The organism is Colwellia sp. SU-HH01217, from assembly GCF_057543495.1.
Genome location: NZ_BAAJLX010000003.1, coordinates 171,218 through 192,573 on the forward strand (window position 1 = coordinate 171,218; position 21,356 = coordinate 192,573).

Below are 21,356 nucleotides of genomic sequence, written 5' to 3' on the forward strand. Positions count from 1 at the left end.
AATTAATTTTTATTTAACCACTTCTATTTCTACTCTTAATGGGTTGTTAATTTTTAGTTAATAAGCAAGGTCAAGATATATACAATGGATATTATTTATAATATATTGCATACAAATTGTTACGAAGTATTTCTAGTTTTATTAATTAAAACAGAGAGCGAACCAACAATAAAAATTAAGCTTTGTTAGGCAGAATCTGTTTAAACAAAGTAAGGGCAGAAGTTATTGCCTAATAAATGCAACGCTAGTGCTTTTCTGGCAAGTAGAGAGTTAATTCTCTGCTAAAGAGTACACTCAAAAAGCAGTCAAAATAATAAATGAGGATAGTCATTGCATAGGCTAACCCAAAAACATGGGAATTTACTATGACACACATTGTCAGTAAGAAATTACTCTCGGTAGTCGCTGTACTTGGTGCTTTAGCATCTGGTAATGCGAGCGCGAGTGATTGTGGTAGCACCACCACTACAACAGGTGAACTAACCGTAAATCAAACTGAATGCATTTCAGGTAATGGTTTATATTTTTATGTTGATGTTGAAAATGATAATACTTCACTCGACATCCAAACATCAGGTGGCACTGGGGAAGCTGATATATTTGTCGATACTACATCTTGGGCGACAAATGCTAACTACACCCAAAGAACTAACAATACAGGAACCGAAGAAACATTATCGGTTACCGCTAATGCGGGTCGTTTATATGTCAGTATTTTTGGAATCCATCAAGGTGTAACATTAGACGTTACAGGCGTTAATAACGACGGCGGTGATAGTGGCTCTGATACAGGTGGTGACACCACAACACCAACGATGTGCGGAGCAAACACCCTCTCCGGCTATACGTTAACATTAGAATCACAAGAGTGTATTTCAGGCAATGGACAATATTATTATATTGATATTGAAAATGACAATACACCATTGTTGATCGAAACTAAAAATGGTTCAGGCCAAGCAGATATTTATGTTAATACTGGCAATTGGGCAACAAGAAGTGACAATATTGCTTCTGCTGTAAGTGACGGTACGAATAAAACACTAAATGTAACCGCTGATGCTGGCCGTTTATACATTAGTGTTTTTGGTCTTAATAATGAAGTAAGCTTCAAAGTAAGCACTGATACAGGAGATGATGGTAACGGTGATGATGGTTCTGGCGATAATGCTAATGTCCCTACCCTACCAGCTAATCCTGGGATGTGTGGTAGTGATACGATTATTGAACAAGAACTAACATTTAACCAAGTTGAGTGTGTAAGCATTTCAGGTTCGTCTTCATATTACATTTTCGTCCCTACTGACAATACAGAAATAACTATGTCGACAGGTGGTGGTTCTGGTGAATTAGCACTGTATACAAGTCAAGAAACTTGGGCAAATAGTAGTAACTATCAATTCGCCTCAACTAATGCAGGCACAGATCAATCTGTTACTTTTACTGCTGATCAAGGTTGGTTATATGTCAATCTAGACGCTGGTCAAAGTAATGCTGATGAAGTTAGCTTTTTAGTGGCTACTGACACATCATTGTTTCCAACAACGGGTGGTGGTTCATCTAACGATATACCAGACGATGGTTTCCCAACCGATGCAACACGTTTTATTGGTTTAAATGGAACCGCACTCGTAGAGCGTATTGCGCTTACACATCCACAAAATGTTAGCCCTATCTATAACATTAGTGGCGCTGATGCGACGCAAATTTACTCAGAAGCCAACATGATTGCTATTGCTAATGCAATTAATTCACGTGCGCCAAGTTATACTGGCGAAGACACTACCGGGTTAGAATCCTTATTCTACTTCTTACGTGGTTCTTTTTATGTATCGTTTGCACATCCTGACGATGTTCCTGTTTATTCTGAAGCTGTAAAAGCATCAATTAAAACAGCATTGCGTACATTCTTTAATAACAACAATAGCTGGACGGTAAGTGAATCTAATGGTGGCGTGCTAAGAGAAGCGTTAATCACTGTTGACTCAGCAGGCTTAGGTGCAGACTTTAATGATATCACTATTCGCGTATTGAATGATTACAATGCTGAATGGAAAGCAAGCTTTAATATGAATGGCGCTGCTAACTCCATTTTCACAACTTTATTCCGCGCACAATGGGATGAGTCAATGCAAGAATTGTTTATTGCGGATGATAGTATTTTAGATGCTTTAAATAACTTCCAACTTAATCACCGTGACTTACTAGGTACTGATGCGGAATATGTATTGCAAAATGCAGTGAATGAAATGGCACGTTTATATCATATCGATGAGCTATTCCCTCGTGTTAAATCTCTTGTAAAAGCTGTAATTAACAGCACAAGTAAAGACGATGAAACCAAGGCATTATGGATAAAAGCAGCAAGTATGGCTGATTATTACGATCGTGCTGATTGTGGTTATTACGATATTTGTGGTTTCGCATACACGCTTGAAGCTGAAACGTTAGCATTTAATTATAAATGCTCTGATAGCTTAAAGATTCGTGCTCAAGATATGTACAACGATCAAGCTGCATGGATTTGTGAGGTACTAGGTAACCAAGAAACTAACTTCCACACAATTTTAGGCAGTAATTATCAACCAGTTGCTGATGATAATAACGAAGCATTAGAATTAGTTATTTTTAATTCTGCTACCGACTATCAAACCTATGCAGGCCAATTTTTTGGTATAGCGACCAATAATGGTGGTATGTACCTAGAAGGCGCGCCAATTAATGAGAAAAACCAAGCTCGTTTCATTGCTTATGAAGCTGAGTGGATGAAACCTGACTTCCATGTATGGAACTTACAACACGAATATGTTCATTATTTAGATGGTCGTTTCGATTTATATGGTGACTTCCAACTTGGTATGACAGTGAATACTGTATGGTGGTCAGAAGGCTTAGGCGAATATATTTCTCAAGGCGATGGTAATGAATATGCTATTTCTGTTGGTCAATCTCAAGAAGTGGCATTGTCAGAAATATTTAAAAACGATTACAACTCAGGTCAAACTCGAATTTACCGTTGGGGTTACTTAGCAGTACGTTTCATGTTTGAAAATCATAGAAGTGATGTTGAGCAAATATTAAGTTTAACACGTACAGGTCAATACCCAGAATATCAAGCGTTTATGGATAGTATTGGAACTTCGTACGATGCAGAGTTCAATAACTGGTTAGTTAATGGCGTTGTATTAGGCGATAGCAATATTGTTGAATTTGGTCCAAATGATACTGATTCTGCCGGTTCAGGTAACACGGGTAACTGGGCTGGCGAACCTGTCACAATCAGTACTGACTTCTCTCCTTGTGTAGTGAGTATTGCTGATAATGCCCATGATGCTGATAATAATACAGTAACTACAAACCAAGTCATTGAATGTATTAACTCATCGAGTGGCTCAGCTTCTTTCTTTATTCGAAACGAAGAAAGTTTAGCAACCCGTTTTGAACTAACAACAAGTGGCGGTTGGGGAAATGCTGACATCTTATTTAAAGCCGATGGTTGGGCTTCTGCACAAGATAACGATGGTTATGCCAATGGTGACGGTAATTTTGATAGTTTAGTCGTTGAATTAAACCCAGACAAATACTGGCACTATATTACACTTGATGGTGAGTTTGGTGGCGTTAAGTTAACGATCAACCAACTTTAGTAAATCTCGTTTAATAAACTATAATCGAAGCCTCAAATATCCATTTATTTGAGGCTTTTTTATAAAAATAAAAAATTCAAATATAATTTATGGTAATAAACCCAGTATAACTATACCTTATAAGTTATATATAAATTACTCGAAAAATGTCAATTCACATCTCAATATCACCTGTTATTGAATACATTTTCCTTTCATTATCACTGTTATATAAGCGTTCTCATTAAATCGACAATTAATTGGTATTACAAAAAAACATAGTAATCAAATTATTTCTCTTTATAAGTAATTCAAACAGATTTTCATTAATTTAAATTAACTATCATAACTTGTACGAAACAAAAAAAGTAAAACCAACAGACAAAAAACAAACATTAACCATTGATTTATATTAATTAAATTTAATTATAAAAAACTATTTAGTTACAATTCATAAAAGAAATCGTTAAGAATCACATCGAAAAACCAACAAACTTACCAAACCTACCTTACCAATTATTAATTTTAAACCAAGTGTTGTAATACAGGTGAAAATGAAATATAAATAACTCAGACATATTCTTGACTGTCTAATAATTAAAATAACCATAACGGTAAAACCAATAAAAATAAATTGGTATACCAACAAATAGATATTCACAATAGTACGAGGGGAAATTAATGAAACTTAACAAAATAAGTTCAGTATTTAATACAAATAGACACACTAAAAGCAATCTCACAATTTTCGGGGCTACATTAACAGCAATGCTAACTATGCAGTCGTATGCGGCAGAGGTTGACACTAAAGCTACTGAAAAAGACAATATCGAAGTAATAGAAGTGACAGGTATGCTAGGTAGTATGAAAGCTGCTGCGCTACTTAAACGAACAGATGGTCGAATTGTTGATGCTATTGTTGCTGAAGATATTGGTAAATTACCTGACAACAATATTGCAGAAGCACTTCAGCGTATTACGGGTGTTTCTATCAACAGTGATTTTGGTGTGGGTGACAGTGTTTCTATTCGTGGTTTACCTCAAAACCGTGTTGAATTAAATGGCCGCTCTACTATTGGTGATTCACGTGACGGTATTAACCTTTCTGATTTTCCATCAAGTTTCTTAAAAACAGTAGAAGTGGTTAAATCTCCTACTGCAGATATGATTGAAGGTGCATTGGGTGGTACAGTAAGCTTAAAAACTGTACGTCCTTTGGAACTAGATAAATTTACAGCTGCGGTATCACTTGATGGTGAATATGCAGATAAAACAGAAAATATAGCCCCTATTTTTAGCGGGTCGTTTGGTGATAACTGGGATTTAGGTGATGCCGGTAGTTTCGGCGCATTAGTAATGCTTTCATACCAAGATCGTGAGCTGCGCCAAGATCAATTCTCAAGTAAAGCAAGACCTGTAGATACTGATATTAATGGAGAAGAAGGTAATACACCAAGTGGTAACATTATCTTAAGAGATGAACACAGTGTTGAACAATATGTAGAATCTCGTGAACGTACTGCTTTAAATTTATCACTTCAGTGGGCTCCACAGTCAGGTAATGGCATGGTGTACCTTGATTTAAATGGCACCGAACGTTCAGGCTCACAAGAAGGTAGTTCAATTTTAGGTGTGGTTGGTGCTCTTCAAACTAACGCAAACACTACACAAGATGCAAATGGCGTTAATAACTATACGTTAACGAATGAGTTTGGTATCCCTAAAACCTATAGTGATTTCCGTGATACAAAATCATTCTCAAATGCCCTTGGTGCTGAGTGGAACCTTACTGACAGAATATTAATTTCAGGTGAGATTGCTGTTGCTTCATCTGAAAGCATTAGACCTGATTCTGAATTTACTCTACGCCCTATTGAGAAACAAACCTTCATTGACAGCGGCGGTGTCGATTTAGTAAACCATGTGTACGACGGCGTATTTTCACAGTCTGGTAATAAGCTTCCTAGTATCATACACTCTGAATCTGATGCTTTTATTAGTGAGCAAAACCTAGCACTACGTACATTTAAAGCGGAAGAAAAAATCACCAACAATGATGAAACAGCTGTTCGCTTCGATATAACAATTGATGAACCGCTAGGTCTGGAGTGGGTTTCGAAGGTTAAAGCGGGTGTTCGCGCAACTAAACGTGAATATGAATACGAGCAATATAAAGAAGAAATTAAAGACATATACAAAAGAGCATTCAACGATGATGACGGTTCTTTAGCGACCATATGGATTGATGATTACAATGCAGCATTTCCTGGAAGCTTCTCAACAATTAGTCATAATAATTCGTTTGATCAAATAGGTCATACAGGACAAAATGACCTATTAACTTATCAAGTTTACAATAACTTAGCAGATCTAGACAATGCTTATAGTCAGCTACAACAATTACTTGCAGGTACTAATTATGCAACAACAGGAAGCTTAGCTGACAATCAAGAATTTCAAGAAAGTGCATATCAAAACGTTGCAGAAGATACTGCCGCCGTTTATTTATCTGCTTACTTAGACTTTGACGATATCACTGCAATTGTTGGTGGTCGTTATATCAAAACAGACCTTGAATCAACGGTTTATCATGATGGTGCTAAAGTTACTGGTAATAATGATTACGCTGATTTCTTACCCAGTGTTAACTTAACTTATAACTATTCAGACGAGACTCTATTTCGTTTCGCTGCTGCTAAAGTTATGCGCCGTGCAAACTTTAGTGAGTTAAGCCCTGCATTTGTAATAAATAATGATATAACTGGCGCTACACAAGGTGCTATTGGCTTAGATCCCTACCGCGCCACTCAGTTTGACTTATCTGTAGAGCATTATTTCGATGAAGGTAACATGGTCTCTTTTGCTGTTTTTTATAAAGACGTGGAATCTTTCTTAAGTAATGAAGTAAGTTGTATTGCAGACTCTTCAACGGTAGCTGGTCAAAACGTTACACAATGGAACAACGTATGTCAGCTTGATACTGCCGGTGTTAGTCAATCAGATATGATTTACTCTGACAGTACACAATTTACAGATGCCGCAGGTTTTGCTCATGTATCAAGTTTACGTGATGCAGGAAAAACTGGTATTGCAACAACTAAAGATACCAATGGTGAAAATGGTACAGTACAAGGGTTCGAAGTTGGCTATCAACAATTCTTTACTTTCTTACCTGGAGCATTCTCAGGTCTAGGGTTAAGCGCAAACTACACCTATGCAGATAGTGAACAACCTAATGGCAGTCCATTATTACAAATCTCTAAAAATACTTATAACGTACAAGCATTTTGGGATTATGCAGATGTTGAATTGCGTTTAGCATACAACTACCGTGATAGTTTTCTTGACACAGAAAATGAAAAACGTGTAGAAAATATTAACAGCCTAGGTACGATTAAAACAGACGATGGCACAGTTTATGGTAATAACTATCGCGACGATAGAGGTCAATTAGATTTCTCTGCAAGTTGGGAAATTAATGAGCACTTTACTGTAGTCGGTAATGCTACTAACTTAACAGGTGAAGCTTCAATTTATGTATCTGAATTGGGTGGTGCATGGAAATACACTGAGGCAGATCGTCGTTTCACTCTTGGTGTTCGTGCTAAGTTTTAAAAACTAAACAACTTAAATTGATATAAGTTTACAAAGTAAAGGACCTATTTATTAGGTCCTTTTTTATATCTAAAGATTTTATATTTACAGTAAATTTGTTTAAAGTTATAAATTTTTATTAAACTGAGCAATAGAGTCAACCACCTCTCTAGCACCTATTTGAATACCATTTACAACTTCACCAGCCTCATTAGATAACTCGAGTGCCTTATCTGCTTCTTTCATACTTTCTTCAATCAGCGATACTGCGTTTTTAGTTAGCAGTTTGTTCTCTGAAACAACACTAATAATCTCTTCAGTCGCAGTACTGGTTCTTGAAGCAAGTTGCCTAACTTCATCTGCAACAACAGCAAATCCTCGACCTTGCTCTCCTGCTCGTGCCGCTTCAATCGCTGCATTAAGTGCTAACAAATTGGTTTGATCAGCAATACCTCTGATACTTTCAACTAGTTGAGCTACTTTTTGTGATTGAGTATCTAATTCAAATATACCTTGGCTTGCACCACTCATTTGTGTGGATAATTGCCCCATTGTTTTAATCGTAGACTCGATAACGTTAATGGCGTTGAGCGTGCCTTCATCGGTTTTTTTCGACACTTCATATGCTATTTCAGAAGCTTCAGACATAGCCGTTTCTCTATTCATTTGATCAGTGATAACCGTTGCGAATTTAACAACCTTGTACAACTCACCACTATCATCATGAATGGGGTTATAAGACGCTTCTAGCCATACATCATTTCCATAACTGTCGATACGCTTAAAACGACCAGAAACAAATTCCCCTGCCCTTAATCGATTCCAAAAACTTTGGTATTCAGCTGAATTAACATGTTCTTGATCACAAAAAATACTGTGGTGCTTACCAACAATTTGTTCTTGTTGATAATTCATCCCGTTAAGAAAATTTTCATTAGCGGTCAATATAATACCGTCTAAATCAAATTCAATAACAGCAGAGGACCGTGTTAAAGCAGCAAGCATATCTTTATGTTCACGAGATTGAGAAATTGTGGTTGTCAATTCAGCGGAGTATACCGACAGTAATGTTGAATTGTTTTTCGGCTGGATAATCGTTCGAAACCAAATATCATTACCTTTTTGGCTATGCAATTGCATAGCACCATGCCAATGCTGGCCTTTTCTGATAGACAAGAGCATTTGCTGAGTTAATTCGTTATCCAATGCTTTAGTAGGAATCAACTCTTTAATATTCTTATTAAGTATTTCATTTTCACTGTATTGGCAAGCTTGTAAAAACAGTGCATTAACTTCAGTAAAATTACCTTCTAAAGTTAGTGAAAAATATGCCATTTCATCTTGTAAATCTTTTTGAATGTCTTTAAATACCGTCAATTCGTTTTCTAACATTTCAATTTTCGATAACAACTTACCCTTACCAAACAGCATATTAACTTCCTTAATAATAAATTTTTAATTCATTTTTTTTGAGTATAGTTAACTTTTTGACATTAATAGTTATTTTTGAGAAATTAGCTAATTAATTTTTATAAAATGTTACTTAAGCTGTTTCTTTTTTCATTTTCGCTTTAATTTCCTTAATATCACAACCATCTAATAACAGTAATACATCAGCTAAAGCACTGCGAAGTTCAGTGCTTTCCTTTTGTGCTTTATTATTTTTCAAATGTGAAATAGATTCTCGATTCATTACGGTATCAAGTAGTTTTTTCAATACATCAGAATCATCAATTTTCAGAGGTGCAAGTGGCTTTGCTGCCACTTCATTGTATGCTTTATAGCTTAGGCTAAGTACTTTTTGTGATGCTTTTAATCTATCCATTGTTAATTCTTATTTAATATATGAATAACCTATTGATAACATCAAAAAATCACTTTGTACATAACACTTTAGACAATATAGAGTATCGTATTTATTTTAGCCTTAAAGAAAGTACAGTGTTAACTATACTCTCGTTACTTATTTAGGACTGCTTGACCAAATATCTTGATTAATCTCGACTTTCTTCTTACCCTTTTTCTTTCCGCTACCAGCAGGTTTTGCAACTGCCTTTTTAGCTGCCAAAATTGAGTCTTCTGAAATTTCATCAGCTTCAAAACCTGCCACTTGCTCGCGCTCAAGGCGGAATTTATTTTTCTTTTCAATCACCTTAAAATGATGAAAATCTTCATGATCGATTAAAGATAAAGCCAAACCAACCTCGCCTGCTCTACCACTTCGACCAATGCGATGCATATAATCTAATGGGCTTCTAGGTAAATTGAAATTAATAACCACAGGGAGCTTTTCGATATCTAACCCTCTAGCAGCAATATCTGTCGCAATTAATACGTCAATTTCCCCTGATTTAAAACCGTCTAACACTCGGCTACGTGCGCCTTGCCCTTTATCTCCATGAAATACTGCGGCGGTGATGTTATGTTTAACCAGTTTTTTAGCTAAGTGCTCACAATGATTTTTCGCATTAACAAAAATAAGCATCTGTCGCCATTGGTGCTGTTTAATTAAATGCGCAAGCACAGAAGTTTTTTCTCCTTTGTTTACTGTAAAAACACGCTGTACTAACGTGCTTTCCTCTGCATTTTGTAGTTGGATAGTTACGGGGTTATTAAGTAATTGTTGAGTTAATTGCTCAACTTGTTCAGGAAAAGTTGCTGAAAATAACAACGTTTGTTTATTCTTCGGCAATAAAGATAATATGGCGGATATTTCTTCTGTAAAGCCTAAACTTAACATTCGATCTGCCTCGTCTAAGACGAGCGTTTTCACTAAATCAAGCTTAATTGCATTACTAGAAATTAAATCGAGCAATCTTCCTGGTGTCGCCACTAAAATATCAGTTCCGCCACGCAAGGTTAACATTTGAGTGTTCGCTGAAACACCACCAAAAACAGCCACAGTTTTAATTACACCATTAAAATGTGACGAATATGACTGAATACTATCAGCAATTTGCTTAGCTAATTCTCGCGTAGGCACTAAAATAAGTGCCGCAACATAATTTCCATTTGAGCTTTTCTTCGTGGCTAATTTTTTACCCTTTTTTTGTAAATAAAGCTGTTGTAACAAAGGCAGCGCAAACGTCGCTGTTTTACCAGAGCCTGTATTTGCACCAGCAATCAAATCTTGCCCTGCTAATACATAAGGGATAGCTCGTGCTTGAATAGGTCTAGGTTGTTGATAATTAAGCTCAGCTAAACGTTCAATTAAAGGGGTTATTAACTCAAGCTCATTAAATTTTGTAGGCGTTGATTCAAAAGTCATTTGGTTATATTAGTTTTTAACTAGTCAAAGTAAGGCAATTAGCCGCTATTTTAACGTAATTATCTTTAACTAGTTAGTATAAACATTACATCGTGCTAGATTAATAGCATATGCGCATTATGGAGCATTTCGAGCTGATGGTTCTGTTTTAAAGTCCATCACTATTTTGTGCGGATCAACCTTAGCCTTATGTTCCTTAGTCGCCTGAGCCCACCAAATAAGTTGGCTAAAAGACCTGCTAAAATAATCAAACCATGCAGTTTGATCTTCCCCTTGCTGCATTAAACCTGATTCTAAAAAAATGTCTTGCGCTTTAGGAATATGGATCATCGCTGACACAGGAAGGCAACCTAATTCAGAAAGAAAGGTTCAATAAAATTACCGATAAACAAATAATATCCCCTAATCACACTGTGCTATAAATCATTTTCAGTAAAGGTATAACCAACTCAGTTATACCTTTACTGAGTTATCTAATCAATGACTTTAGAACGTTGATTAGATAATTCAAAGTTTTCATCAAACATATGCAGTAATGGCGCAGGTGTTAAATCTGTTATTTGTTGGCTTTTTAAGAAAAGATAATTACACAAATAAATAATGTTGTTTGAATTTATAGGCATTTTCAAACTTGATTTCGATACTTCAGTAAGAAATTTATCTCGATTGACTCTATAAAACTTTTTACCAAGTTCATTTGCGCCAAATAGATCTTTCAATTGTTCTTGTATAACACCCGAAAGTCTCAGTCTAAACTTTGTTCTGATCATAGCGTCCCAGTTTGAATTCTTATAATGTCTGTATGACAAGTCCTCAAATAATTTTGACATTCCCCAGTCCGATGTTTCAAGAGTTGCTAAAATTCCATTTAATGCACGGCCTAAATCATCATGCTCACGCCAATCGTCCTTACATTTATATCTGAGATCATGTTCTACTTCGTGCCACCCCTCCGACAAAACTGTTCGATATTGCACTTCAAAGGTTGAATCAACCCTAGGTTCAGATATTAGGGTTGAGCTTATTTCAGAAGTTTCATTTGGTAATTCATATATAAAATTACATCGTGTAGCATCAAAGATAGTATTTTCTGCTTCATCAACAGTTTCATCAACTTTTTTGTACAATGTGGAAAGAATATTTTGTGCAATATTTAAATCATCAGGAAAATACAGTGTAATTCTAAAACCAAAGAGATCTTGAATTTTTTTTCCATTTTCAGAGTATTTTTCTGGATTTTTTTTAAGCTTACTATCCAACGATTCTGGAGACTTTACTCTATAAAAAACTCTATGCAATAAGCCAACTCTATTGAACTCTCTTTCAATTGTATTAAACAACTGACTAGCAATTCGTTTATCACTTGCTTCCATTAACTTCTACCTAACTTTTCTTTGATTTCAGTGAGTTTTCCAATATTTAACTCTAAAAATGAACGCTTTGCTGGGACAGTTAAATAGCCTCTTCTTTTAAGAGAGTCTAATGCCTCAAGCACACTTTCATGTGAAAATGAGTTGTGATTTTGAACTATTGCTTTGACAGCCTTATGCTTAGAAAATGTAGGTCTACCTTTTGGCCAAAACTTTTCTAACACGAAACACTCTTCAGCTGATAGAGATTCTTCGTTTTCTTGTTTAGACTGTATTTCTTTTTGGTGAGTGATTTTGTCTAAAAGGAAGTTATTATTGGTATCACAGCTTACCAAGTGAATAGTTGATGGCTCATCAAATCCTTCACAATTAAAGAAGTGACAATTCATAAATGTGACATTTTTAAAGCTTTTCCAAAAAAACTTTGTAGAATTAAATACACAGTTAACAAATATAGACCCCTTGAACTCAGCCTTATCACCAATTTTTATATTGCCAATTTTAAGATCCTCAACAGAATCGTCTTCTAGCGCCAGTATTATATTGTTGTTTAATGCAATACTATTTATGACTTTAGCATTCCCTTCACCAAACTCTAGAGTGAAGCTTAGTGCATCCCAAAGTTCGCTCTTTTGAGCTGAAGTCCTTGGTATATAGGACAGGATACTCGGCTCTATAAAACGTTTGTCGCCAACCCATTCTTTTACGGGGTGCTCGATAATTATTTCAGCGCAAAAATTCCCTAATACAAAGTCATTTACGAAACCAATACCTTGCTCTTCATCAGAACTCCTATCTAGTAACGCATGGCTAGCGAGTTTATTTGCAATTTCATCTGAAGTGGGTCTTACATCTGCGGGATAATCTTTTCGGATTTTTTCTATCTTTTCTTGGTTTGCATCCAAGATTACAGTCAAAATATATTCCCTTTCTTCTCCTGTATAGTTGTATGTCATCATATCTCTAGCAATACTCAAAAGTACTTCGTATTGCTCCTCTGGTGTCATACGAAGGTCTTGTCTGGTTCTTTCACGCTCTAGCATCGAATCAAAATATTTTTGAACTAATTTTTCAGGTGTAGACACTACATTTACGAACTCTTCTTTATTAATAGAACGCAAATAAGATAAAAGTACGGGGTTCGAAAGTTCATGGACATTAAAACCACTTTCACTCAATGTTGTGATACGACTGGCATCTAACCATTCAGATACAGTAGGCTCATGTATTCTAATCCTAACGACATCAAAATCTTTTTCATGTACATCCATCCACTGATGGAACTCATCACCATCAAAAATTGCTGTGCGCCTTGTGGTTAGGATTATTTTTGCTTTATCTGTAAGTAATTCTCCAATTGTTTCTAACATTGGTTCAGAATTTTCAAAACCTTCATCAGCTGAACTTTCATGTAACAACTCATCAAAGCCATCTAATATTACTGGCACCTTTCCGTTCCGTATTTCATTATTGACTACAGTAGAACGCAAAGAAGGAAAACTCCTGTCTATTTCATCAAGTAAAACATACCGAAATATCTTTGCCTGTCTATTTCGTGACAATTCGGTAAACAAAGGAACAAATTCAGTTTTAGATGTTACTAGGTTATGTAATATTTCATATGCGGTACATGTTTTACCAAAACCTGCTGCTGCTTCAATTAGAAATAAAACTGGTTTATCTGAATTTAATCTACTCAACACTTCTTTTATTACAGTGCTTTCACCTTCCTTCTCATTAACGTGATATTTTGAGTTAATGTAAGAATATTCAGCATGCTCAGAATAGAGCTTTGCGATTGATTGAGTAAAATGTTCGTAATCTTTCTTAAATTTTCGTTGTGTAGACTCTAGACTAAAAAAACCATTGAACAGTGCTTCTTCAGCGTTAGAAATGCTATCGTAATTTCTTATTTTGCAAGCAAAACCTGAAGCCTTATATTCATCAAAAATTTTATCAGTGTTTAAACAGCGATCTAGCGGAACAATATCAACATTGTGATAATGCCCAGCCATCAATGAAAAAACTAAGATCTTTTCATGCGATGATTTTTGTTGCTCAAACCCATATTGCTTATAAAGCTTTTTAAGTAATTTTCCGTCTATCATTTATTTATCTTCTTTGACGTTTGTTATTATTGGATTATTTTAAGAGTTCTATCGTAATTTCTACTTTGTTTAAGTGTCTGTTCAATATACCGACAATTAGGAAATGCACTACATCCCCAAAATTCGTTTCCTGAATTTTTACCTTTGGTAGCTTTCCTCAAAACCATAGTAGAACCCCACTTAACGCATGCTTTGATATTTTATTTTTCTTTTACTATTTCATGAACATGTTTTACATGCTCACGATTAGTTTTAATACTTCTGTCTAACCTGCCACTTTCAATGTTTTTAACAATGTCGGCCACCTCTTCATCATTAAAAACGATATCATTTTTACTTTTGATATATTCAATACCACCACGAGCAAACCTTACATTTTCTGGCATTTTTGTTTTAAAGGTACTATCGCCAATAAAGATAATGACAGAGAATATACTATTATTCTTTGCGTTACTTTCTATTTCTAAAGTAGCTTCTAACGTTTTGACGTGTTTATAGTTTTGGTGAAGTGGATTCTGGAATTTAGACTTGTGCTTAAAAATTTGTTGAGTCCATTGCTTTTGATTGGCACTACCAAAGATCCAACCTTTCATATTCTTGGTTTCAACCACAAAAATGCCATATTTTGATACTATGATATGATCAATTTGAGTAGTGCCATCTTCTTCAGTAGGAAGTGTTACGTTTTTAATTAGGTGATAATCGTTTTTATCTAAGAAAAATTTAATGAGCAAGTTAACTTGCCACTCACCCAGTACGCCTTTGAACCATGCAGATTTTATGATGACAGCGAATATGAAGATCGGTATTAAATACCAAGCGGCATTAATCATCATGTTAAGGTAAATCGATAAATCCATTTAATTTTTTTAGTAATCCACGAAGGATTAACTTCCTTTATGCTTTCGTAAATCTCTAACCCATGTAGCAGAGCCATGTGTGCGCTTCATTTCAAATAAGTCTATTGCTGCGAATAAATCACTTAGCTTTTTAAAGCCATAGTTACGTTGGTCAAAAGATGCATGATTAGATATATGTTTGCCAATTGGGCCTAACTGTGCCCAGCCATCATCCTCTTCTGAAGCTTCAACAGCTTGTCTTAACAGGTTCATAAGACGCGTGTCACATTTAATACTTGGTTTACGTTTTTGAGTTGGCTGATCTGTAGGTTCTATATCATCCAAATATAAAAACTTAGAACAACTATTCACAAAAGCACTTGGAGCTTTTCTTTCCCCAAAACCAATAACAAACTTACCATCTGCAAGCGCACGTGTAACTAATGGCGTGAAATCACAATCAGAAGAAACTAAACAAATGGTGTCCACATCTTTGGTATAAAGAATATCCATAGCATCAATGACTAAAGCTATGTCAGTGGCATTTTTACCTTTGGTTAAGTCAAACTGCTGAATTGGTTGAATAGCGTATTCGTGAAGAACATCTTCCCAAGGCTTAATACAAGGGCTTTTCCAGTTGCCATAAGCTTTGCGAATGTTTACAACACCGTAGCGCGCAAGTTCAGATAGTATAATATCTATTTTTGCAGCGGGTGCATTATCAGCATCAATAAATAATGCAATTTTTTCTTTTTCTGTCAAAACCTGATTCCATTCAACAATTTAAATTCCCACTATTAATGACATAAGTTAATAATATTTCAACATATAAATCATATAACTGGCTATTTTACGTTTCTAGTACCGTTGGTTTACATGTAGTTAACTATTAATTCGGTTTAGCTCGTCACTAAAGGACTAATACTCTGACCCCTTGACGAATTAATATCTAAAAAAAACAAAAAGGCGCTAACCTTTCGATTAGCGCCTTCTTTAAATGTAGCGTTGAGATAGAGATTTGAACTCTACGTCGAAGGTGTTGTGCTACAAACCTTTAAAAATATTCATTACGTTATTAAAGCAAAAAACCCGTTAACTTTAAACTAATAAAATCAACGGGTTAATCTAAATGTGGCGGTGAGATAGAGATTTGAACTCTAGGAGGGCTACAAACCCTCGCCGGTTTTCAAGACCGGTGCTTTCGACCACTCAGCCATCTCACCATAGTTGTTTTAAAGCTTGTGCTGCCTTAAGACGGGGCGAATATTAAATACAACAGCGATATTTGTAAAGCCTTTATTTCAATTTTTTGTAAAAAAGTAATAGAAAAATGCATTGCCGATATTAAAGCTATAAAATTACTGACAAACTATACAATTTACGTTTAAACAAACATCAATATTTTATAGTTACTGCAGTGGTTATATGAATTTCCAAATACTTAAACGAGGTGAATTCGTCTCAATTATTTTATGACGCAGTCAAGATTGAATGTTACCCCATACACTGTTAAATTGTTTGTCATGAAAAAAATCATAGAAAAATCGAATTACCACCACGGTGATCTACGCACTACTCTGTTAGATGTAGCCCAAAAGATGCTTCAAGAAAGTGGTATTGAGGAAGTATCTCTTAGGAAAATTGCGGCTCGTGTGGGCGTTTCCAGAGCGGCTCCCTATCATCATTTTAAAGATAAAAACGCCCTACTTTGTGGTATAGCTGAATCGGGTTTTAAGCAATTACATCAAATGAACCACAACAGCTTTAATACTGAGGCAATTTCAGCTAAAGAAAAGTTTTCGTTGTTCATTCATCAATATATTAACTTTGCAAAGAACAACCCTGATCTTTACGAGTTAATGTTTGGCCGCACTATTTGGAAACAAGAAAATAGCACACCCGAATTGCGGGACACGGCCTATCCTTGTTTTCAGTATCAAGTTGAAATGACACGAGAATGGCAAAAGCTTAAATTACTCAACCATAGTGGTGAAGATAATGCGCTTCGAGCCTCGCAAGTGCTTTGGGGGACGGTACACGGTATAGCAAAACTTTTAATAGATGGCATATATACCGATGTCACACATGTTGAAGAAATTTGTGATTATGCAGTAGATATGTTTCTCAACCATGAGTAACCTTTTAATAACGATCTGATAATTAAATCTTGTTATTGGTTTAACTTATTGTCTTATTCTTAATATAGTATTTGGAGTGCTTTATGAATGAAGAGTTATCTTTTAACAATTACCAAGAGTTTTATGCTTATTATTTAAGTGAACACAGTAATGAAACTTGCCGAAATTTACATTACATCGGCAGTACTTTAGTTCTTTGTGTGTTAATTTTTAGCCTGTTTTATAAACAGTACCTGTTATTATGGAGTTTACCCTTATTAGGTTACGGTTTTGCATGGGTAGGACACTTCTTTTTTGAGCACAATAAGCCCGCTACTTTTAAATGGCCTTTTTGGAGCTTAGCATCAGATTGGGTTATGTATTTTCAATTTATTACAAGAACCTTGCCCAAGAAGCATTTTCAGGCTAAATAGGTGTTCTTTTAATTTTTTCAAAAATAGTGGTTGTGATGTTAAAATTTATTTCAACAATATTTGATCGCATTTTATTTACTTTAAGTTTTATTGTAGGTGTGCAACTTCCCGAATTTATGCAGCAGTATATGCAACGTTTATCGGGACATTTAAATGAGGCTAAATTTCAATTACAACAGTTTCAAACGATTGCCGATCTACAATTTAATGGCGATTTAACATTAATGATTGAGCGTTATCAAGTAAATGCAGACCAAGCAATTGCTCAAACAGGTAATGTGATCCAAGCGATGTCAGAACGAGTGAGCACCTTTGAGTATCAATTAAGTCAACTACAAAACACCGACTACTTTAACAAACTTTATAATTTTGTATTTCAATTAGATGTTCCAATGGCTCAAGCCACTTTAGAGAGCTTTCAACTTGCTGTGCCTATTGAAATCAATGCTTTGTCTACTGGTGTTTTTTTTGCTTTTCTAATCGTTATGTTGCAAAGTATTTTAGTTAAATTAATTAAAACTTTATTGCCAAAAAAACACCTTAAAACTCAAACCAACGATTAACACGGTTAATGTTGATCAAACCTATCAATTAAAGCACCTAAATCCTTAGAACGACAACACTTAAGTTCGCTCACTAGTTGACTCACGCTTAACTAAGTGAGGGATGTACTTAAATCCTTTATTGTTTAATGCCTTCTCTTGGTGTGCATCTAAGGCTAAAAGAGCTGCTTGCTGCGCCATATCGTTAATTGGGTAATGTAAAGTTGTTAATTTAGGACGAGAATAACGTGAGATTAACACATCATCAAACCCTATCACTGCTACTTCATGAGGGACTTTATAACCATTATCTTCTAATGTACTAATAGCACCAATTGCCATTGCGTCGTTGTAAACAAAAATAGCAGAAAATTTATGACCAGAAGCCAGTAAGCGCTGAGTAGCAATTTCTCCCCCTTGTTGATTGGGTTCTCCATACTCAATTTGGGAGTCTGTAATATCAATACCTGCTTGATGATATTCTTTTGAAAAGCCTTTTAATCGTAATGTTGGATCATCAATTTGAAACTTACTGCTAATGCAAGCGACATTTTTATGTCCTAATGCCATTAAATGCCTTGCCGCAATCTTTCCACCTTCTTCGTTATCAAGCCACACACATTTATCTTTTATGCTTTCAATCATTCGATCGATTAAAATTAATCCTGGAATTTTTTCACATAAGTCAATCAATTCACTGTCGGGTATTTTCTTGCTATGAAGCACTATCGCTTGACAACGTCGTTCAATCAGTAAATTAATAGCAGCTCGTTCAGAGTCAGCACTTTGTTGTGCGGTACTGAGTAGTAATTGCATTTTATTTTGACGAGCAATGACATCTACGCCACTGGCAAGAGAAGCAAAAAATGGATCGGTTAATTCAGGAATAACCACTCCAATGGTAGTTGATCTTTGCGTGACTAATGCTCGAGCATTGGCATTGGGCGTATAATTTAACTCTTTCATGATAAGCATAACTTTATCACGAGTTTTTTGACCAACTTTAGGGCCGTTATTTACCACTCTAGACACAGTAGCAATAGAGACTCCAGCAACACGAGCAACATCTTTAATAGTAGACATAAGGTAAACGTTTAATTAAATTTTTCATAGTATACCTTTTTTCTATTCCAATATTAACAATAACGTTTCCCCTATTAATACAAATAAATTTAGCCATTGCAATTCAAAATGAAAACGTTTACCCTTTTCCTGTATTTATATTAACAAGCAATGACTGAGGCATTTATGGGCACTACTTTTGATCCGACAGAACACCCACACCGTAGATTTAATCCACTTATTGAAGAATGGGTATTGGTTTCTCCGCATCGTGCGAAAAGACCTTGGCAAGGACAAGTAGAAACTGTAGATGAAGACGAAAGACCGAGTTATGATAAAACATGCTTTTTGTGCTCCGGTAATACAAGAATTAACGGTGAAGTTAACGATAACTACACCAACACTTATGTGTTTACTAATGATTTTGCAGCATTAAAAACAGACACTCCCGAAGTTGAATCAAACGATCCTTTATTTAAAATGGCGACTGAACAAGGCGAAAGTCGTGTGATCTGTTTTTCGCCAGATCACAGTAAAACATTGCCACAACTGAGTATTGATGAGATTGATAAAGTTGTTAGTACTTGGAAAGATCAATGTAAAGAGCTTGGTAAAATGTACCAGTGGGTACAAGTTTTCGAAAATAAAGGCTCAATGATGGGGTGTTCTAATCCTCATCCTCATGGCCAAATTTGGGCACAACAGCAACTTCCTACGTTAGTCAATAAAAAGCAAATAGCTTTATCTAAATATTATCAAGAACACGGTAGTAACTTACTACTTGATTACGCACACCGAGAGGTAGAGCAAGGTGAACGTGTTGTTGTTAAAAATGATGATTGGCTGGTTGTTGTTCCATATTGGGCAGGTTGGCCTTTTGAAACGCTTTTATTACCTCGTTTTGCCATTAGCCGAATGACGGACATAACACCTTCACAACAGCGCTCACTTGCAGATGCGATAAAAAAAATAACCATAAAGTATGACAACTTATTTAATTGTTCATTCCCCTACTCTATGGGTTGGCATGGTGCTCCTTACGATGGAGATACTCATCCAGAGTGGACATTACACGCAAGTTTCTTCCCGCCATTATTACGCTCTTCTACTGTCCGTAAATTTATGGTTGGCTATGAAATGATGGCTGAATCACAACGAGATTTAACCGCAGAACAAGCTGCCCAAAGACTGCGTGATGTGCCAAGCATTCATTATAAGGAGTCAAAATAATGTCTGATAAATTAAATTCAAGAGTTTCTTTGGTAACCGAACACTTTATTCAGCATTTTAATTGTCAACCCTCTAAAGTGTTTCATGCACCAGGGAGAGTCAATCTAATTGGTGAACACACTGATTATAATGATGGTTTTGTTTTGCCTGCCGCCATTAATTTTGGTACTGATATCGCAGCAAAATTACGAGATGACAAAATAGTTAACGTACTTGCCGTAGATTGTAATGGTGAAGTTAATTCATTTAATTTAAATAGCATTGAATTTAGCCAAGAACAAATGTGGGTTAATTACATTCGCGGTACATTACAAGTATTACAAAATAAATTCCCTGATATTCATGGGGCGGATATTGTCGTGTCAGGCAATGTGCCACAAGGTACAGGACTTAGCTCATCTGCAAGTTTTGAAGTTGCAATAATAAAAACATTTGCTAGCTTAAATAACCTTCCACTCGACGGTGTTACAGCAGCCTTAATGGGGCAAAAAGCAGAAAATGAATTTGTTGGTTGTAATTGTGGCATTATGGACCAGTTAATTTCAGCAATGGGTAAAGCTGGCCACGCTATGTTACTCGACTGTAGAAGCCTAACTTTTGAACATGCCATTATTCCAGAAGGTTTATCCTTGGTAATTGTCAATTCAAATGTAAAGCGTGGTTTAGTCGACAGCGAGTATAATACACGTCGTGAACAATGCGAAGCAGCAGCAAAACACTTTAACAAACCCGCCTTACGCGATGTCACTTTTCAAGAATTAGAAGCCGAGCAGACGAATTTACCAATAAAAATTTACCAGCGAGCTAAACACATCATCACTGAAAACACGCGCACAACGCAGGCATTAAAAGCATTAAATTCGAATGATATGGTTACAATGAGTCAACTAATGGCACAAAGCCACCTTTCAATGAAAAATGACTTTGAAATTACCACACCAGAGATAGATTTCCTTGTAGAAATTATTAATGAAGTGTTAGGTGATAAAGGTGGTGTTCGTATGACTGGCGGTGGTTTTGGTGGCTGTGTTATTGCTTTAACGCCCAACAATTTAGTAGAAAAAGTGCGTAGCCAAATTAAAAAACACTATCAAGATGAAACGGGATTGCAAGCCGACATTTATGTCTGTGTTGCTACTAACGGTGCTTTTAGTCATTAATTCACC

General features: G+C 35.7%; 16 protein-coding genes, 1 tRNA gene and 2 pseudogenes. 7 read left to right on the top strand and 12 right to left on the bottom strand.

From position 1 onward, the window contains the following. Positions 1-365: 365 nt before the first annotated feature. Positions 366-3,647 carry a collagenase gene (locus tag AC27G3_RS05715; protein ID WP_487119629.1) on the top strand — a complete coding sequence of 1,094 codons (3,282 nt, stop codon included), beginning with the start codon at positions 366-368 and terminating at the stop codon, positions 3,645-3,647. Positions 3,648-4,394: 747 nt separating this feature from the next. After that, positions 4,395-7,241, top strand: a complete 2,847-nt coding sequence (locus tag AC27G3_RS05720; RefSeq protein ID WP_487119968.1) for a TonB-dependent receptor — start codon at positions 4,395-4,397, stop codon at positions 7,239-7,241. A gap of 105 nt (positions 7,242-7,346) precedes the next feature. Here the strand turns inward: AC27G3_RS05720 and AC27G3_RS05725 are convergent, their stop codons facing one another. The 11 genes and pseudogenes from AC27G3_RS05725 to AC27G3_RS05775 all read right to left on the bottom strand — a co-directional run bounded on the left by AC27G3_RS05725 (position 7,347) and on the right by AC27G3_RS05775 (position 16,028). After that, positions 7,347-7,886: a methyl-accepting chemotaxis protein gene (locus AC27G3_RS05725; RefSeq protein WP_487119970.1), complete on the bottom strand. Its 540-nt coding sequence runs from the start codon at positions 7,884-7,886 to the stop codon at positions 7,347-7,349. Continuing rightward, a pseudogene (locus tag AC27G3_RS05730) lies at positions 7,887-8,651 on the bottom strand (PAS domain-containing protein); the annotation flags it as partial. A gap of 112 nt (positions 8,652-8,763) precedes the next feature. Beyond that, positions 8,764-9,045 carry a hypothetical protein gene (locus AC27G3_RS05735; RefSeq protein ID WP_487119631.1) on the bottom strand — a complete coding sequence of 94 codons (282 nt, stop codon included), beginning with the start codon at positions 9,043-9,045 and terminating at the stop codon, positions 8,764-8,766. A gap of 138 nt (positions 9,046-9,183) precedes the next feature. Beyond that, complete coding sequence (locus tag AC27G3_RS05740; RefSeq protein ID WP_487119633.1) at positions 9,184-10,488, bottom strand: DEAD/DEAH box helicase; 1,305 nt, start codon at positions 10,486-10,488, stop codon at positions 9,184-9,186. A 117-nt stretch (positions 10,489-10,605) separates the two neighbouring features. After that, positions 10,606-10,857: pseudogene (locus tag AC27G3_RS05745) on the bottom strand (NADPH-dependent oxidoreductase); the annotation flags it as partial. 104 nt (positions 10,858-10,961) lie between these two features. Then, a complete protein-coding gene (locus tag AC27G3_RS05750; RefSeq protein WP_487119635.1) occupies positions 10,962-11,861 on the bottom strand; it encodes a hypothetical protein in 900 nt (299 codons plus the stop codon). After that, positions 11,861-13,966 (bottom strand): NACHT domain-containing protein, encoded by a 2,106-nt coding sequence (locus tag AC27G3_RS05755; protein ID WP_487119637.1) that lies wholly within the window; start codon positions 13,964-13,966, stop codon positions 11,861-11,863. The genes AC27G3_RS05750 and AC27G3_RS05755 overlap by 1 nt, the downstream gene beginning before the upstream one ends. A 26-nt stretch (positions 13,967-13,992) precedes the next feature. Next, positions 13,993-14,163, bottom strand: coding sequence for a topoisomerase DNA-binding C4 zinc finger domain-containing protein (locus AC27G3_RS05760; RefSeq protein WP_487119971.1), 171 nt, complete (start codon positions 14,161-14,163; stop codon positions 13,993-13,995). Between the two features lie 3 nt (positions 14,164-14,166). Then, on the bottom strand, positions 14,167-14,826 hold the full coding sequence (locus AC27G3_RS05765) for a nuclease-related domain-containing protein (protein WP_487119639.1): 660 nt from the start codon (positions 14,824-14,826) through the stop codon (positions 14,167-14,169). Between the two features lie 27 nt (positions 14,827-14,853). Further along, the gene (locus AC27G3_RS05770; protein WP_487119641.1) at positions 14,854-15,567 is read right to left on the bottom strand and encodes an NYN domain-containing protein; all 714 of its coding nucleotides are present in this window, start codon (positions 15,565-15,567) and stop codon (positions 14,854-14,856) included. A 370-nt stretch (positions 15,568-15,937) separates the two neighbouring features. Further along, positions 15,938-16,028, bottom strand: a tRNA-Ser gene (locus AC27G3_RS05775). Between the two features lie 300 nt (positions 16,029-16,328). Between AC27G3_RS05775 and AC27G3_RS05780 the strand changes: the two genes are divergently transcribed. The 3 genes from AC27G3_RS05780 to AC27G3_RS05790 all read left to right on the top strand — a co-directional run bounded on the left by AC27G3_RS05780 (position 16,329) and on the right by AC27G3_RS05790 (position 17,919). Beyond that, a complete protein-coding gene (locus AC27G3_RS05780) occupies positions 16,329-16,943 on the top strand; it encodes a TetR/AcrR family transcriptional regulator (RefSeq protein ID WP_487119973.1) in 615 nt (204 codons plus the stop codon). Positions 16,944-17,026: 83 nt separating this feature from the next. Further along, positions 17,027-17,356, top strand: a complete 330-nt coding sequence (locus AC27G3_RS05785) for an Mpo1-like protein (RefSeq protein WP_487119643.1) — start codon at positions 17,027-17,029, stop codon at positions 17,354-17,356. Positions 17,357-17,391: 35 nt separating this feature from the next. Further along, positions 17,392-17,919, top strand: a complete 528-nt coding sequence (locus AC27G3_RS05790) for a DUF2937 family protein (protein ID WP_487119645.1) — start codon at positions 17,392-17,394, stop codon at positions 17,917-17,919. A 60-nt stretch (positions 17,920-17,979) separates the two neighbouring features. Here AC27G3_RS05790 and AC27G3_RS05795 read toward each other — a convergent pair whose 3' ends face one another. Next, the gene (locus AC27G3_RS05795) at positions 17,980-18,981 is read right to left on the bottom strand and encodes a LacI family DNA-binding transcriptional regulator (RefSeq protein WP_487119646.1); all 1,002 of its coding nucleotides are present in this window, start codon (positions 18,979-18,981) and stop codon (positions 17,980-17,982) included. A 165-nt stretch (positions 18,982-19,146) separates the two neighbouring features. On the opposite strand from AC27G3_RS05795, the gene AC27G3_RS05800 reads away from it, so the two are divergent. Further along, complete coding sequence (locus AC27G3_RS05800) at positions 19,147-20,190, top strand: UDP-glucose--hexose-1-phosphate uridylyltransferase (protein ID WP_487119647.1); 1,044 nt, start codon at positions 19,147-19,149, stop codon at positions 20,188-20,190. Next, positions 20,190-21,350, top strand: a complete 1,161-nt coding sequence (galK, locus tag AC27G3_RS05805; protein ID WP_487119649.1) for a galactokinase — start codon at positions 20,190-20,192, stop codon at positions 21,348-21,350. Before AC27G3_RS05800 ends, galK begins: the two co-directional genes overlap by 1 nt. The last annotated feature ends 6 nt before the right edge of the window (positions 21,351-21,356 follow it).